Origin of the sequence: Pantoea sp. GCM10028869, assembly GCF_042666835.1 — a bacterium.
Taxonomy (GTDB): Bacteria; Pseudomonadota; Gammaproteobacteria; order Enterobacterales; family Enterobacteriaceae; genus Pantoea; species Pantoea leporis.
In genome coordinates, this window is the sequence record NZ_JBHTGO010000007.1 from 262,037 (window position 1) to 277,458 (window position 15,422).

Below are 15,422 nucleotides of genomic sequence, written 5' to 3' on the forward strand. Positions count from 1 at the left end.
ATAGCAAATTAGCATTTCCGCCAGATGAATTAGCGCTGCCAGCGGCGCAGCAGACGGCTTTTCAGGCCGGTATCGAAGCGCCAGATGTGATCGAAGATGCGCAGAATGCCGGGTTTGCCATGCAGCGACATTGCTACCGCGTGGAAGCGCTGTTGATGTTGGCGCTGACGCTGCTTAATGGTGCTGACGATGTCGTCCGGCAAACGCTGGGCAATAAAATCCGAAACGATCACCGCATCCGCTTCCTGCCACGCGCTGCCTTCCATGTGTTTCACCACCGCCGCAAGGCAGGCAGCGAGATCGGTACCGCCGCGAAAACGCTGGCTGAGGAAACGGATCGCCTGCTCAATGCCGTTATCAGCGGTGAGTTCATAACCGATCACTTCATGAGCGAACAGCATGATATAGCAGCGGCGCTTATCCGCCAGCGCCACTTTCAGCAGCGCCAGGCAAAAGGCTTTGGCGCAGCGTTCATTGAAACCGCCCATCGATCCGGACGTATCAACGCAGACGATAAACGGGCCGCGCGGTTGCTCTTCATGCTGCTGGTGGCTGACCGGACTCATGGTGATTTTTTCGTGCCACGCATCGCCCTGTAGACGATAAGTCAGCAAGCGTTTCTCGACTAAACGCCGATAAAACTCCAGCTCTAACTCGCTTATGCTCAATGCCGCTAGCTCAGGTGGCAACAGACGCAGCACATCATCGCTTTGATGAATGCCGCTGACTTCTTCCGGCACGTTATCCGGTTCGCGCACCAGCTGGTGAAACGCTTCCAGCGGCGCATCCTGCGACGGCACCGATTTGGCCTCGCGGCTGCGACCCAGCTGCTGTGCCAGCTTCATCAATTCCGGCTGCTGGGCGAGGAAATCGCCGTACTGCACGATAAGTTCATAATCGCCGTGCTGCAGCGGCGCTTTGCTTAAATCCCATAGGCGTCCGGCGGCAGCTTCATCGTCATCGGTCAGGATCGGCGCCAGCTGACCGCTGATCGCCATGCGCTGCTGCAGCTCGGCCATCAAGCGTTCGCGCTGCTCTTCCAGAAGGGTTTCATTCAGCGTCAGCGTTTGCAGCGTCAGGCTGAGGCGCCAGCGTTGCAGGAACAAGGTGTGTTGCGCGTTGCTGAGCTGGTCGCTTTCAGCATTCAGCAGCAGTTTTCTGGCTTCTTCGATGAACGGCGACGGCAGGCTTTTCAGCTGCGCCATGATGTTGGGTAACTGCTGGGTGAAATGTTGCGTGCTGAGTAGCTGCATCTGTTGAAACAGCTGAAATTCCTGCGCCAGCGCTTCTGGCACCGGCGTGACTTTGATCTGCTCGGCGATCTCCAATCGCCAGCGCGGCAGATCGCGCATCATGGCTTGTTTCAGGCGGGGAAATTTCTCAAAGAACAGCGCCAGTTGCGGCGAGGCGAGCAGCGCGATAATCAGCTCTTCGATTAACTCGGTTTCGCCAATCGACAACAGCGCACTCAGCGTCTCCAGTGAGATCATTTTCTCGCCTGTTTCAGCTGTTCCGCGACATCCTGCAGGCTGGTTTCGATGCGAGCCAGCCAGTCATCGCTAATGAACAGACAGCGCTGATGCTGGCTGAACAGCGTGCGCTGCGCGCGCAGCTGGGTTTCCAGCGCGTCATATTCATCAGCGATCTCCTGCGGCATCTCGCTGCTGCTGCTGGCGCCCGGCAGCGTCAGACGCGTGGATTGCAGGCTGACATCGCGCAGCGTCAAACAGTGATGGGTATCCACCAGCATATCCAGCGTCTGACCAAAGCCGATGCCGTTCAGCTTGCCACGGATTTCACCGCCCTTCAGCAGCCACTGATCCAACGCTTCGCGGCCAATCAGAATGTGCGTCACCTGCATGTCGTGCAGCATCAACGGTTGTTGCAGCATTAGCGTCAGTTGATCATCGGTGATGGCAGCGGGTAATTCGTAGTGCGGTTTGCGGCTGAACATGCCGCTGTGTTTCTCCAGCGTCAGCGCTTGCGCCACGCTTTGCTGCTGTTGCAGCGCCAGCCGGCGGCTTTTGATCTGCTGCAGCTTATGTAGCAGCGCCTGTTGCTGCCACGCATGTTGCGACATTAGCGTATCGATTTCGCGATCCAGCATTTTCATCGACGCCACGTCATGCCACAGGCAATCTTTCAGCAGCACTAAGTCGATGGGCGCGATGGCCACGCGACCGCTGTAAAAGGCGCTAGCCTGCAACAGGTGAATGGCTTTCTTCCAGCGACGATCGGAAATGTACGGCGCGTCCGGCAGCGTTTCTAACTGCTGACGAAGCTGATAAATCAGTTCAAACACATGATCCGGCAAACTGACCTGGCTGATGCCTTTCTGCCACTGCTCATACTCTTCGTCGCTGATGCGCAACGATTCCGCCACTGGATTGTCGTTTTCATCCTGCTGGTGGGTGAGCATGCTGCGGAAGTTCTGCTTCTCATGCACGTTATCCAGCCACAGGCGAATCAACATGCGGTCATACAGCGCTTCGAGGCCACTATCGGCTTCCGGCAATTCGTTGGAAGCGGTAACCAGCAGGCGCATTGGGATTTTTTCTTCGCTGTCGCCATTGCGGAAGCGGCGTTCGTTGATGGCGGTCAGCAAGGTATTAAGAATCGCCGGGCCGGCTTTCCAGATTTCGTCGAGGAAGACAATTTCGGCATCCGGCAAATAACCTTTGGTCAGACGCTGATAACGCCCTTCATCTTTCAATGCCTGAATCGACAGCGGGCCAAACACCTCTTCGGGGGTGGAAAAACGGGTCATCAGGTATTCAAATGCGCGGGCGTGCTGGAAGGCATATTTCAATCGGCGGGCAATCAGACTCTTGGCGATGCCCGGCGGCCCGAGCAGAAACACACTTTCGCCACTTAAGGCAGCCAGCAAACAGAGGCGGATCGCATGATGGCGTTCATACAGCCCTTTTTCCAGAGCGTTGCTCAGGCGAGAAATTCTTTCTGCCAAAAGATGGGGTTGAGCCATAATCACATCATTATCCTTTTGATACTGGTGCCGTCATAGTCTGGCGAGCGCAATACTCTACTGATTATCATGCGCGATTGCGTTGATAGCCGTCAGCTTTTTTGTTTCAGAAGGTTGATGCGAGAAAACTCGCCGCTTCCAACGGTTTTTTGGCGCTATTTTCGGCGAAAAACCGCGTCACCGACGCGATGGTGACACTTTGTAAGAGTAGGTTTTTTTGGGAATATGTGCATACTGTGCGCTTTTTGATGGCTTGAGCGGAAGGCAAGCGCCTCCGGCTCCAACAAAAGACAACTTATGAGCTCGGATAAGAAACAGTCCCTTGGGGCAGTCACGCTGGCGGCAATTGGCGTGGTGTATGGCGATATCGGTACCAGCCCACTCTATACATTGCGTGAATGCCTCTCTGGTCAGTTTGGATTTGGCGTGGAGCGCGAAGCGGTTTTTGGCTTCCTGTCGCTGATTTTCTGGCTGCTGATTCTGGTGGTGTCGCTGAAGTACATCAGCTACGTGATGCGTGCAGATAACGCCGGTGAAGGCGGGATTTTAACGCTGATGTCGCTGGCCGGACGAAATACCGGCGCCAGAGCCACCGCGATACTGGTGATCATGGGCCTGATCGGCGGCAGCTTCTTCTACGGGGAAGTGGTGATCACGCCAGCGGTGTCGGTGCTATCGGCGATAGAAGGTCTGGAAATTGCCGCGCCGAGCCTCGATACCTACATCGTGCCGTTGGCGATTGCGGTGCTGACGTTGCTGTTTGTCATCCAGAAGCACGGCACCGGCATTGTCGGTAAGCTGTTCGCGCCGGTGATGCTGCTGTGGTTTATCATCCTCGCCGTATTGGGTGCGCGTAGCATCATTAATAATCCTGACGTGCTGCACGCCATGAATCCTTACTGGGCGCTGCACTTCTTTATTCAATACAAAAGTGTCTCTTTCTTCGCGCTGGGCGCGGTGGTGCTGGCGATTACCGGCGTGGAAGCGCTGTATGCCGATATGGGCCACTTCGGTAAATTTCCGATTCGTCTCGCCTGGTTTATCGTGGTGCTGCCTTCACTGGTGCTCAACTACTTTGGTCAGGGCGCGCTGCTGCTCAAACATCCTGAAGCGATCAAAAACCCGTTCTTCCTGCTTGCGCCGGATTGGATGCTGATCCCGATGTTGATTCTCGCCACCTTAGCCACAGTGATCGCCTCGCAAGCGGTGATTTCCGGCGTGTTCTCATTAACGCGTCAGGCAGTGCGTCTCGGCTATTTGCCGCCGATGCGCATTGTGCACACCTCAGAAGAGGAGTCCGGGCAGATCTACATTCCGGTGATTAACTGGCTGCTCTACTTCTCGGTGGTGATTGTGATTGTCGGCTTCGAGCACTCCAGCAATCTGGCGGCGGCTTATGGCATCGCGGTCACCGGCACCATGGTGCTGACCGCCATTCTCTGTTCTACCGTAGCGATTCAAAACTGGCACTGGAACCGCTATCTGGTGGTGCTGATTCTGATTGCCATGCTGATCATCGACGTGTCGCTGTTCTCCGCCAACCTGATCAAGGTGTTCTCCGGCGGTTGGCTGCCGCTGACGCTGGCGCTGATGATGTTCATCATCATGACTACCTGGAAAAGCGAGCGTTTCCGTCTGCTGCGTCGTATGCATGAGCACGGCAATTCACTGGAAGCGATGATTGCGTCGCTGGAGAAATCGCCGCCGGTACGCGTGCCGGGCACCGCGGTGTATATGTCGCGTGCGCTGAATGTGATTCCGTTTGCCATGCTGCATAACCTCAAGCACAACAAAGTGTTGCACGAGCGCGTAGTGCTGCTGACGCTGCGTACGGAAGATGCGCCTTACGTGCACAACGTCCGTCGTGTGACCATCGAACAGTTGTCGCCGACTTTCTGGCGCGTGGTGGCGAGTTACGGCTGGCGCGAAACGCCAAACGTCGAAGAGATTTTCCACCGCTGCGGTCTTGAAGGCCTGAACTGCCGCATGATGGAAACCTCCTTCTTTATGTCGCATGAATCGCTGATTATCGGCGATCGTCCGTGGTATCTGCGCCTGCGTGGCAAGCTGTTCCTCGCGCTGCAACGCAATGCGCTGCGCGCGCCGGATCAGTTTGAAATCCCACCGAACCGCGTGATCGAGTTGGGAACCCAGGTCGAGATTTAATGTTGTGCGCGTCACCAACTCAAGGTGACGCGCAATCCTCCGCTGGCGCGCTGGCTGAACTGTAATCTTACGCCGTGCAGCTGGGCAATATTCTTCACGATGGAAAGCCCTAATCCGCTGCCGGTTTGCGCCTGACCCGGCGGTCGCCAGAAGCGTTCACCCAACCTTGCCAACTGCTCATCACTGACGCCAGGCCCGTTATCATCAACGGTAATGGCGCGAGCATTGAGCTGCACATCAATAGTGCTGCCCGACGGCGAATAGCGCAGCGCGTTATCCAGCAGATTGCGCACCATCAACCCCAGTAACAGCGGATGACCGTTCATCACCGGTTCGGCATGGCTGGTGAACTGCAAAGCTGTGGTTTGTTGTTCTGCCTGCGGGAAGTGCTCCGCCAGCAGGTTTTGCAGCAGCGGCGCCAGCGCCACCGGTTGAAACTCGCTGCGCAGATCGTCTGCTTCCACGCGTGACAGCGTTAAGAGCTGATCCACCAGACGCGTGGCGCGCACGATGCCGCTATCCAGTTGCTGAATGGCGCGTTTGCGCATCGCCTCATCATCATCAGCCAACTGAATCACTTCACTCTGCACGCGCAGCGCCGCCAGCGGGCTGCGCAATTCATGGGCGGCATCGGAGGTAAAACGACGTTCACGCTGCACCAGATGCGCCATACGACTGAACAAACCGTTAAGTGCCACCACCAGCGGCTTCACCTCTTTAGGCAAGCGCGTGTCCGGCAATGGCGTGGCATCATCCGGCGCACGCTGATGCAGGGAAAGCGTGAGGCGTTTCAACGGGCGCAGCTCGAACCACACCAGCGCCAGCAGCAGCAGCAACATAAAGGGCATGGCAATCAGCCACGGCAGCAGGCTGCTGAGCGCCAGATCGCGCGTCATATCTTCGCGGTATTCCCATTCTTGCCCGACCACCACGCGATAGCGCTTATCCTCGGAGGTGAGCCACACCAGGCGCCAGCTGTCTTTATCGCCGCGCAGTCGTCCATCAACAAAGCCATCGCGCTGATGATCGAATTGCAGATCGCGGCCGTTTTCGCCGTCGTTCAACAATGGTTGGCCTGCCGCGCTGAAAATGGCAAATGCCAGCGCATCATCATCCTGATCGCCGCGGTGATGGCGCAGGATCGCTTTGGTTTTCGGCAACGTCACGTCCTGCAGTGAGGTGGGATCAAGCGCTATCAGCCGTTTGGCGAACAGCATTTGCTGAGTATCAAACAGCTCGTTCACTGTATCGCGGGTTTGATGCCAGGCGCTGAGGCCGGCCAGGCCGCCGCACACTATAATCAGCAGCACAAAGCCGATGGCGAGGCGCAGAAACAGACTCATTCCGCCGCTCCCAGCGTATAACCGACGCCGTGTACGGTACGAATAAACTGGCTGCCGAGTTTCTTGCGCAGATGATGAATGTGCACTTCCACCGCATTGCTGGAGACATCTTCATCCCAGCTGTAGAGCTTCTCCTCCAGCTGACTGCGCGTCAGCACGCGGCCAGGATTACGCAGAAACAGTTCCAGCAGCGCCAGTTCGCGGCTCTTCAGGCTGACGGCTTCGCCATCGCACAGCACGCTGTGGCTGCCGGGCGCCATTACCACGTTGCCGTGTTTCAGTTCCGGCTGCAGTTGCCCATGACGGCGACGGATCAACGCCTGCAAGCGTGCCGCCACTTCTGTTAATGCAAACGGCTTGCACAGGTAATCGTCGGCGCCGAGTTGCAATCCCTGTACGCGCTGATCGAGCGCATCGCGCGCGGTGAGAATCAGCACCGGCACATCGTGTCCTTGCTGGCGCCACTGACGCAGGATATCCAGACCATCGCGTTCGGGCAGCGACAGATCCAGCACCACTGCGTCCCAGGGCGCGGCGGTCAACGCCTGAAATCCGGCTTCGCCGGAGACAAACCAATCCACGCTGAAACCGAGTTTGGTCAACCCGACTTTCAAACCGTCGCCAATCAGCGTGTCATCTTCAATCAATAAAATGCGCATCAACTCTCCTTCTGTTAAGCGGAGTTATACGAAGCACAATTGCTCTTGTACAGCGAAAATCCCGGCAAATAGACTATTTTTCATGAATGTTAGCCAAACGGATTCTCTTAAGATCCTGTTAAGAACCTTATGGTGAAATAGCTCCCGTAAACCGACACATTCATGGAAAAGAGGTGAATTATGAAAAAGTCTGCAGCTCTGTTAGCGATTGTCGCCCTGGCCGCCACGCCGGTTCTTGCCGCTCAGCAAGGTGGCTTTGTTGATCCCAATGCGCCATCCGCGCAGGTGAAGTCCGGTGGGTTCAAAGCCGATAACACCAGCGTTGTCACGGTGAAACAGGCCGAAGAGATGAAAGACGATAGCTGGATTACCGTGCGCGGTACGCTTGAGAAGCAAATCGGTGATGAGGATTATCAGTTCCGTGATGCCACCGGCACCATGAAAGTTGAAATCGATCATAAACGCTGGAACGGTTTGACCATCACGCCGAAGGATCAGGTAGAACTGACCGGCGAACTGGATAAAGATTTCAACTCCATCGAACTGGACGTGAAACAAGTACGTAAACTGCCGTAATGCCATCTTCGGGGCCGCAGCAGCGGCTCCAAAATCCCACCAAACTCAAATTCTCTCTGGCACAAGCGAAACGTTTCGATGGCGATCACATTTCCGTGATGCTGTCATTGAGTTGCCGTGCGCATTTTATACACTCCCGATCAGCGAAACGTTTCGCTGTGGAGTGGAATAAATGAAAAAAGGTCGCTTGTTAAACGCTGAAGTCTCACATGTGATTGCTCGCCTGGGGCACACCGATACGCTGACGATTGCAGATGCAGGCTTGCCGATTCCGGCCGGTCCACAGCGCATCGATCTGGCGTTAACGCCGGGTACGCCCGAATTTCTACAGGTAGTTGACGTTGTCACGCAGGAGATGCAGGTCGAAAGCGCCCTGATGGCGGAGGAGATTAAGCAGCACAATCCGCAGCTCCACAGCGCACTGCTCGCCGTGCTCGAAGCCTTGCAACAGCACCAGGGGAATGTCATCACCATCCGTTACACCAGCCATGAACAATTCAAACAACATACGCAGCGTAGTCAGGCGGTCATTCGCAGCGGAGAGTGTTCTCCGTATGCGAATGTCATCCTGAGCGCCGGCGTGACCTTCTGAGGCCGCTATGCAACCGTTATTGCAACTCAAAGGAATTGAAAAGTCGTTTCCTGGCGTGAAGGCGTTGAATGGCGCATCGCTGGCCGTTTATCCGGGACGCGTGATGGCGCTGGTGGGTGAAAACGGCGCGGGCAAATCCACCATGATGAAAGTGCTGACCGGCATTTACAGCATGGATGCCGGTTCCCTGCAGTGGCTGGGTAAGGATGTGGCGTTCTCCGGTCCAAAGGCGTCGCAGGAAGCAGGCATTGGCATTATCCATCAGGAACTGAACCTGATTCCCCAGCTGACTGTTGCCGAGAATATCTTCCTTGGCCGCGAATGTGTTAACCGCTTTGGTCGCATCGAATGGAAAAAGATGTATGCCGAAGCGGATGCGCTATTAAAGCGCCTCAATCTGCGTTTCGACAGCCACAAGCTGGTGGGCGATTTGTCGATTGGCGATCAGCAGATGGTCGAGATCGCCAAAGTGCTCAGCTTCGAGTCGAAAGTCATCATTATGGATGAACCGACTGATGCGCTGACAGATACCGAAACGTTGTCGCTGTTCCGCGTCATCAATGAACTGAAAGCGCAGGGCTGCGGCATCGTCTATATCTCGCACCGCATGAAAGAGATCTTCGAGATTTGCGATGACGTCACTGTGTTCCGCGATGGGCAGTTTATTGCCGAACGCGCGGTGTGCGATCTCAGCGAAGAGAGCCTGATCGAGATGATGGTCGGCCGCAAGCTGGAAGATCAATATCCGCGTATCGATCAACAGCCGGGCGAGATCCGCTTAAAAGTCGAAAATCTCAGCGGTCCGGGCGTTGATAACGTCAGCTTTACGCTGCGCAAAGGGGAAATCCTTGGCGTGTCGGGTCTGATGGGCGCAGGACGTACTGAACTGATGAAAGTGCTGTACGGCGCGCTGCCGCGCAGCAAAGGCAAAGTGACGCTGAACGGCCGCGAGATCGTGACCCGCTCTCCGCAGGATGGCCTCGCCAGCGGCATTGTGTATATCTCGGAAGATCGCAAGCGCGATGGTCTGGTGCTCGGCATGTCGGTGAAAGAGAACATGTCGTTGACCGCGCTGCGCTATTTCAGCACTGGCGCGGGCAACCTGCGCCACAGCGACGAGCAGCTGGCGGTGGGCGATTTTATCCGCCTGTTCAACGTTAAAACCCCATCAATGGAGCAGCCGATTGGTCTGCTGTCTGGCGGTAATCAGCAAAAAGTGGCGATTGCGCGTGGCCTGATGACGCGCCCTGATGTGCTGATTCTTGATGAGCCGACACGCGGCGTCGATGTCGGGGCAAAAAAAGAAATTTATCAGTTAATAAACCAGTTTAAAGCCGAAGGGCTGAGCATCATTTTGGTGTCGTCGGAAATGCCGGAAGTGCTGGGCATGAGCGATCGCATCGTGGTGATGCATGAAGGCCATCTGAGTGGCGAATTTTCCCGTGAGCAAGCTACCCAGGAATCCCTGATGGCGGCGGCAGTCGGTAAGCAACACAGCGAGGAGTTAGTAGTATGAGCACCCAAACCTTACCCGCCAGCCGTCGTTGGTTCAGCAAAGCCTGGCTGCTGGAGCAGAAATCACTGATTGCATTGATCGTGCTGATCGCCGTGGTTGCCAGCCAGAGCCCGAACTTCTTCACGCTGGCCAACATGTTCAACATTCTGCAGCAGACGTCGGTCAACGCCATCATGGCGGTCGGCATGACGCTGGTGATTCTGACCTCGGGCATTGATCTGTCGGTGGGATCGCTGCTGGCGCTGACCGGCGCGGTGGCGGCATCGATTGTCGGATTAGAGGTGAATGCGCTGGTGGCCGTTGCGGCTTCGCTGGCGCTGGGGGCGGCGATTGGCGGTATTACCGGCGTGATTGTAGCGCGCGGCAAGGTGCAGGCTTTCATCGCCACGCTGGTGATGATGTTGCTGCTGCGCGGCGTCACCATGGTTTACACCAACGGCAGCCCAATCAATACCGGTTTTAACGATAACGCCGATCTGTTCGGCTGGTTCGGTATCGGTCGCCCGTTGGGCATTCCAACGCCGGTGTGGCTGATGGTCGCGGTGTTCGGGCTGGCGTGGTACATGCTGCATCACACGCGCCTTGGTCGTTACATCTATGCGCTGGGTGGCAACGAAGCGGCCACGCGTTTGTCGGGCATCAACGTTAATCGCGTTAAAATCATCGTCTATTCGCTGTGCGGCCTGCTGGCGGCATTGGCGGGCACCATCGAAGTGGCGCGTCTCTCGTCCGCACAACCTACAGCGGGCACCGGTTATGAACTGGATGCGATTGCTGCGGTGGTGCTGGGCGGTACCAGCCTGGCGGGCGGTAAAGGTCGCATCATGGGCACGCTGATTGGTGCGTTGATCCTCGGTTTCCTGAATAACGGCCTGAATCTGATGGGCGTATCGTCTTACTACCAAATGATTGTTAAAGCCGTCGTCATTCTGCTAGCGGTGCTGGTGGATAACAAAAGCAGTAAATAACTCTGACCTTCACACAGGATTTAAAAATGAAAAAGTTAACTGCATTGGCCGTCATTCTTGGCGCCACCCTCAGTGCTGGCGCGATGGCAAAGGACACCATTGCTCTGGTGGTATCTACGCTGAATAATCCGTTCTTTGTGTCACTGAAAGATGGCGCACAGAAAGAAGCTGACCAACTGGGTTATAACCTCGTAGTGCTGGATTCGCAGAACAACCCGGCGAAAGAGCTGGCGAACGTGCAGGATCTGACGGTGCGCGGCACCAAGCTGCTGCTGATCAACCCAACTGATTCTGATGCGGTGGGTAACGCCGTGAAGATGGCGAACCAGGCAAATATTCCGGTGATCACGCTGGACCGCGTAGCAGCACAAGGCACCGTGGTGAGCCACGTAGCTTCTGACAACCGCTTCGGCGGCAAAATGGCCGGTGACTTCATCGCCAAAAAACTGGGCGATGGCGCGAAAATTATTGAACTGCAAGGCATTGCCGGTACCTCTGCGGCGCGTGAGCGCGGCGAAGGCTTCAAACAGGCAGCCGATGCCCACAAATTCAACATCCTGGCGAGCCAGCCTGCTGACTTCGACCGTACTAAAGGTCTGAACGTCATGCAGAACCTGCTGCAGGGACATCCGGATGTGCAGGCCGTCTTCGCTCAGAACGATGAAATGGCGCTGGGCGCGCTGCGTGCGCTGCAAACCGCGGGTAAAACCGACGTGCTGGTGGTGGGTTTTGACGGCACCGCTGACGGTGTGAAAGCCGTAGAATCGGGTAAACTGACCGCGACTGTGGCGCAGATGCCAGACAAGATTGGTGTGATTGGCGTGCAGACTGCCGATAAAGTATTGAAAGGCGAGAAGGTGCAGGCGGTTAATCCGGTTGACCTGAAGCTGGTGACCAAATAATAAGTAAAGAAAAGCAGGGCAACGCGCCACCGTCCTGGTGGCGCATCTTTCTGGATGAATTCCAATGACCACAAGCGCAAAACTGGCCGTTCTCGGCAGCATCAATGCCGATCACATCCTTAACCTCGCCCATTTTCCACGTCCGGGCGAAACGGTGATCGGGAAACAGTATCAAATTGCTTTTGGCGGCAAAGGGGCCAATCAGGCTGTGGCTGCGGGCCGTGCCGGTGCAGACATTGCTTTTATTGCCTGTGTAGGCGCTGATGATATTGGCGAGCGTATTCGTCAGCAGTTGCAGCAAGACCGCATTGATACCGCACCGGTTGAAACTGTCGCAGATGAATCGACCGGTGTAGCGATGATCTTCGTGAATGGCGAAGGCGAAAATAATATCGGCATCTATTCCGGTGCCAATGCCGCGCTGACGCCGGCTCGCGTTGCGCAGCATCAGCAGGTGATTGCCGATGCTGATGCGTTGCTGATGCAGCTGGAATCTCCGCTGGAAAGCGTTCTGGCCGCCGCGAAGATTGCTCGCGCGCAGCAGACGCAAGTGATCCTGAATCCCGCACCGGCCACGGCGCTCTCTGATGAGCTGCTCGCGCTTATCGACATCATCACGCCAAATGAAACCGAAGCTGAAATTCTCACCGGCATTGCGGTAAAGAGCGATGAAGATGCCGCGCGTGCTGCTGCGGCATTGCATGCGAAAGGTATTGCTACCGTGTTGATCACGCTAGGCCGTCGCGGTGTGTGGCTGAGTGAGCAAGGCAACGGCGTGCGCATTCCGGGCTTCAGCGTGCAGGCCATCGATACTATCGCAGCGGGCGATACCTTCAACGGGGCATTTATTACCGCACGTCTGGAAGGTGTGGCGATGCATGATGCTGTACGTTTCGCCCATGCCGCCGCTGCGATTGCGGTGACGCGTCCGGGCGCGCAGCCCTCAGTGCCGTGGCGCACTGAGATTGACGCCTTCCTGCAACAACAGGGCTAAGCGCTTGGCTACCATGAAAGATGTCGCCCGCCTGGCGGGCGTCTCTACCTCCACCGTTTCACACGTCATCAATAACAATCGCTTTGTCAGCGAGCAGGTGCGTGAAAAGGTGGAACAGGCAATTCGTGAGCTGAACTATGCGCCGTCCGCGCTGGCACGTAGCCTGAAGATCAAACAAACCCGCACCATCGGCATGCTGCTGACCGCCAGCAGTAACCCGTTCTATTCCGAAGTGGTGCGCGGCGTAGAAAACAGCTGCTACGAACGCGGCTACAGCCTGATTCTGTGTAATACCGAAGGCGATGAAGAGCGTATGAATCGCAGCCTCGAAACGCTGATGCAAAAGCGCGTCGATGGTTTACTGATGATGTGCACCGAAACCCATCTGCCGTCGGCGGAGATCCTCAATCGTTATCCCTCGGTACCGATGGTGATGATGGACTGGGCGCCATTTGAAGGACGCGGCGACATTATTCAGGACAACGCGCTGCTCGGCGGCGAACTGGCAACCCAGCATCTGATTGATCGTGGCTACACGCGCATTGCCTGTATTGCCGGGCCGCAGGATAAAACCCCCGCGCGTTTGCGTCTTGAAGGTTTCCATAAAGCGATGGCCAACAGCGGATTATCGGTTCTGCCGGGTTTTGTGGTTGATGGTGATTTCGAGTTTCAGGGCGGCTTCAACGCCATGAATCAACTGCTGACGCTGGATACGCTGCCAGAAGCGATATTTACCAGCAACGATGCGATGGCGGTTGGCGTCTATCACGCCTTGTTCCAGGCCGGATTGCGCGTGCCGCAGGATATTGCGGTGATGGGCTATGACAACATTGAGCTGGCGCGTTACCTGACTCCGCCGCTTAGTACCATCCATCAGCCGAAAGATGAGTTAGGTGAACTGGCGATTGATACCTTGATTCATCGTATGGGCGATCCCGACGCCAGTCAGCAAACGCTGGTGCTGACGCCGGAGCTGGTGGAGCGCGGTTCGGTCTAAGTCGCTTTCTTCTTTTTCTCACGGTTGGCGATCAGATTACGCCCATCGCTCGGACGTAACATCATAAAGGTAAAGGCAGACAACACCGTGACGACGCCCATCGTCAGGAAGGTGGCGTGGAATTGCGCGACGGTTGTGGCCTCGACATCCTGATAGAAACGCAGCACTGCGGCACTCACCGCCACGCCAAAGCTGATCGACAGCTGCTGCGTTACCGCTAGCACACTGTTCCCGCCGCTGGCGTTCTCATCATTTAAATCTGCCAGCGTGATGGTGTTCATCGCGGTGAACTGCGTTGACATCGCCATCCCCAGAATCAACAGTGCCGCCAGCAACATCACCACGCTGCCACCCGGCGATTGCAGTGAGAAGGTGGCGATCAATATGCCAATAATAATGGTGATACCTACCAGCGTATGGCGATAACCAAAGCGGCGTAGCACTTGCGTCACCGTGGATTTCGCCAGCAGCGCGCCAATCGCCGTTGGACCCATCATGCAACCGGCAATCAGTGCGGGATAACCAAAGCCCACCTGCAACATTAGCGGCATCAGGAACGGAATGCAGCCGGTACCCAGGCGCGAAGCTATGTTGCCAATGATGCCGACCGAGAAGGTGCGGGTTTTAAACATTGGCAGATTAATCAGCGGTGCCGGATGGCGACGCGCGTGCACTATATAGAGAAGAAGTAACGCAATGCCGCTAAACAGCACCAACAATGCTTGCCACGGCAATACCACGCGCTCACCAAACAACTCGATACCAACCGAGATCAGCACCAGACCTAAACCAAACAGCAGGAAGCCTGAAAAGTCGAAGCGGCGTTTTGGAGTAGTGAAGTCCGGCATATATTTGCGTGCGTAGAAGATGCCGGCGATACCGATGGGAATGTTGAGGAGGAATATCCAGTGCCAGCTGGCGTAGGTTACTAACAATCCGCCCAGCATTGGGCCCAGAATCGGGCCCACTAAACCCGGCATGGTAACGAAGTTCAGCACCGGCAGCAGTTCACTGCGTGGATAAGCGCGTAACAACGCCAGGCGCGCGACGGGCATCATCATCGCCCCGCCAATCCCTTGTACCACGCGCGAGACCACCAACATGCTCAGCGAGCCGGATAAGGCGCAGGCCAGCGAACCCAGCGTAAATAGCGATACCGCAAGAATGAAGATTTTGCGTGTGCCGTAGCGATCGGCTAACCAGCCACTCACCGGAATCAGCATCGCTACCGTTAGCGTGTAACTGATGATGGCGGATTGCATGGCAAGAGGGGAACGTTCAAGGCTGGTGGCGATAGCAGGGAGCGCAGTATTCAGGATGGTGGCATCAAGTGCTTGCATGAAAAACGCCATGGCGGCGATCCAGGGCAAGCCGGCCATGCTGCGCGCGGAGCGAATCATTGAAAGTCCTTCTCGAATAATTGTCAGCCTGCGACAAAGAAATTACGTTTGGTTAAAGAGAATAGCATTGGTGTTTAAGGTGATGGCGCTGATTTATGCCGATGAAGCGGCGATTTTGACTGATTCTTCGCCGGGAAATGTCCGTTTTTAACGCGTTCGTTTAAAAAAGAGGCGCTCAGTCATTTTTTTGCAATTAACCCTTGTCAGCTCCGAATAACTCCCTATAATGCGCCACCACTGAGACGGCAAAGCGGCAACGCAGACGGCTCAGCAGGGAGTGAAGAAATTCATCCCGCCGGATGAAAACGCTGAAAAAAGTGTTTGAC

General features: G+C 55.9%; 14 protein-coding genes. 9 read left to right on the plus strand and 5 right to left on the minus strand.

Annotated features, from left to right (window positions below; translation table 11 throughout):
* Positions 1-29: 29 nt before the first annotated feature.
* Together viaA and ravA are read right to left on the minus strand one after the other, a co-directional pair.
* On the minus strand, positions 30-1,490 hold the full coding sequence (gene viaA, locus ACFQW4_RS18760) for an ATPase RavA stimulator ViaA (RefSeq protein ID WP_377726597.1): 1,461 nt from the start codon (positions 1,488-1,490) through the stop codon (positions 30-32).
* Positions 1,487-2,983 carry an ATPase RavA gene (gene ravA / locus ACFQW4_RS18765; RefSeq protein WP_101763937.1) on the minus strand — a complete coding sequence of 499 codons (1,497 nt, stop codon included), beginning with the start codon at positions 2,981-2,983 and terminating at the stop codon, positions 1,487-1,489. Before ravA ends, viaA begins: the two co-directional genes overlap by 4 nt.
* A 297-nt stretch (positions 2,984-3,280) precedes the next feature.
* Between ravA and kup the strand changes: the two genes are divergently transcribed.
* Positions 3,281-5,149: a low affinity potassium transporter Kup gene (kup, locus tag ACFQW4_RS18770; protein WP_101763918.1), complete on the plus strand. Its 1,869-nt coding sequence runs from the start codon at positions 3,281-3,283 to the stop codon at positions 5,147-5,149.
* Between the two features lie 11 nt (positions 5,150-5,160).
* Here kup and qseC read toward each other — a convergent pair whose 3' ends face one another.
* Together qseC and qseB are read right to left on the minus strand one after the other, a co-directional pair.
* Positions 5,161-6,492 carry a quorum sensing histidine kinase QseC gene (gene qseC / locus ACFQW4_RS18775; RefSeq protein ID WP_350261309.1) on the minus strand — a complete coding sequence of 444 codons (1,332 nt, stop codon included), beginning with the start codon at positions 6,490-6,492 and terminating at the stop codon, positions 5,161-5,163.
* Complete coding sequence (gene qseB / locus ACFQW4_RS18780) at positions 6,489-7,151, minus strand: quorum sensing response regulator transcription factor QseB (RefSeq protein WP_101763920.1); 663 nt, start codon at positions 7,149-7,151, stop codon at positions 6,489-6,491. The genes qseC and qseB overlap by 4 nt, the downstream gene beginning before the upstream one ends.
* A gap of 180 nt (positions 7,152-7,331) precedes the next feature.
* Between qseB and ACFQW4_RS18785 the strand changes: the two genes are divergently transcribed.
* From ACFQW4_RS18785 to rbsR, 7 genes are all read left to right on the plus strand, one after another.
* Entirely contained in the window at positions 7,332-7,727 is a 396-nt protein-coding gene (locus ACFQW4_RS18785; protein ID WP_176973313.1) for a YgiW/YdeI family stress tolerance OB fold protein, read from the plus strand.
* Positions 7,728-7,899: 172 nt separating this feature from the next.
* A complete protein-coding gene (gene rbsD / locus ACFQW4_RS18790; protein ID WP_101763922.1) occupies positions 7,900-8,319 on the plus strand; it encodes a D-ribose pyranase in 420 nt (139 codons plus the stop codon).
* Positions 8,320-8,326: 7 nt separating this feature from the next.
* On the plus strand, positions 8,327-9,835 hold the full coding sequence (gene rbsA, locus ACFQW4_RS18795; protein ID WP_101763923.1) for a ribose ABC transporter ATP-binding protein RbsA: 1,509 nt from the start codon (positions 8,327-8,329) through the stop codon (positions 9,833-9,835).
* Entirely contained in the window at positions 9,832-10,803 is a 972-nt protein-coding gene (gene rbsC / locus ACFQW4_RS18800) for a ribose ABC transporter permease (protein ID WP_008106756.1), read from the plus strand. The genes rbsA and rbsC overlap by 4 nt, the downstream gene beginning before the upstream one ends.
* 26 nt (positions 10,804-10,829) lie before the next feature.
* A complete protein-coding gene (rbsB, locus tag ACFQW4_RS18805; protein WP_008106759.1) occupies positions 10,830-11,705 on the plus strand; it encodes a ribose ABC transporter substrate-binding protein RbsB in 876 nt (291 codons plus the stop codon).
* A gap of 64 nt (positions 11,706-11,769) precedes the next feature.
* Positions 11,770-12,699: a ribokinase gene (rbsK, locus tag ACFQW4_RS18810; protein WP_192236788.1), complete on the plus strand. Its 930-nt coding sequence runs from the start codon at positions 11,770-11,772 to the stop codon at positions 12,697-12,699.
* A 4-nt stretch (positions 12,700-12,703) separates the two neighbouring features.
* Entirely contained in the window at positions 12,704-13,696 is a 993-nt protein-coding gene (gene rbsR, locus ACFQW4_RS18815) for a ribose operon transcriptional repressor RbsR (protein WP_368734931.1), read from the plus strand.
* On the opposite strand, the gene mdtD is transcribed toward rbsR, so the two are convergent.
* Positions 13,693-15,096, minus strand: coding sequence for a multidrug transporter subunit MdtD (gene mdtD, locus ACFQW4_RS18820; RefSeq protein WP_222185609.1), 1,404 nt, complete (start codon positions 15,094-15,096; stop codon positions 13,693-13,695). The genes rbsR and mdtD overlap by 4 nt on opposite strands.
* Between mdtD and ACFQW4_RS18825 the strand changes: the two genes are divergently transcribed.
* Positions 15,035-15,247 (plus strand): hypothetical protein, encoded by a 213-nt coding sequence (locus tag ACFQW4_RS18825; RefSeq protein WP_167391204.1) that lies wholly within the window; start codon positions 15,035-15,037, stop codon positions 15,245-15,247. The two genes, mdtD and ACFQW4_RS18825, sit on opposite strands and share 62 nt — an antisense overlap.
* Positions 15,248-15,422 lie beyond the last annotated feature (175 nt).

Coding starts and splice junctions, on each gene's coding strand:
- viaA (WP_377726597.1), bottom strand. CDS start 1,490: ATGATCTCACTGGAGACGCTGAGTGCGCTGTTGTCGATTGGCGAAACC.
- ravA (WP_101763937.1), bottom strand. CDS start 2,983: ATGGCTCAACCCCATCTTTTGGCAGAAAGAATTTCTCGCCTGAGCAAC.
- kup (WP_101763918.1), top strand. CDS start 3,281: ATGAGCTCGGATAAGAAACAGTCCCTTGGGGCAGTCACGCTGGCGGCA.
- qseC (WP_350261309.1), bottom strand. CDS start 6,492: ATGAGTCTGTTTCTGCGCCTCGCCATCGGCTTTGTGCTGCTGATTATA.
- qseB (WP_101763920.1), bottom strand. CDS start 7,151: ATGCGCATTTTATTGATTGAAGATGACACGCTGATTGGCGACGGTTTG.
- ACFQW4_RS18785 (WP_176973313.1), top strand. CDS start 7,332: ATGAAAAAGTCTGCAGCTCTGTTAGCGATTGTCGCCCTGGCCGCCACG.
- rbsD (WP_101763922.1), top strand. CDS start 7,900: ATGAAAAAAGGTCGCTTGTTAAACGCTGAAGTCTCACATGTGATTGCT.
- rbsA (WP_101763923.1), top strand. CDS start 8,327: ATGCAACCGTTATTGCAACTCAAAGGAATTGAAAAGTCGTTTCCTGGC.
- rbsC (WP_008106756.1), top strand. CDS start 9,832: ATGAGCACCCAAACCTTACCCGCCAGCCGTCGTTGGTTCAGCAAAGCC.
- rbsB (WP_008106759.1), top strand. CDS start 10,830: ATGAAAAAGTTAACTGCATTGGCCGTCATTCTTGGCGCCACCCTCAGT.
- rbsK (WP_192236788.1), top strand. CDS start 11,770: ATGACCACAAGCGCAAAACTGGCCGTTCTCGGCAGCATCAATGCCGAT.
- ACFQW4_RS18825 (WP_167391204.1), top strand. CDS start 15,035: ATGAAAAACGCCATGGCGGCGATCCAGGGCAAGCCGGCCATGCTGCGC.
- mdtD (WP_222185609.1), bottom strand. CDS start 15,096: ATGATTCGCTCCGCGCGCAGCATGGCCGGCTTGCCCTGGATCGCCGCC.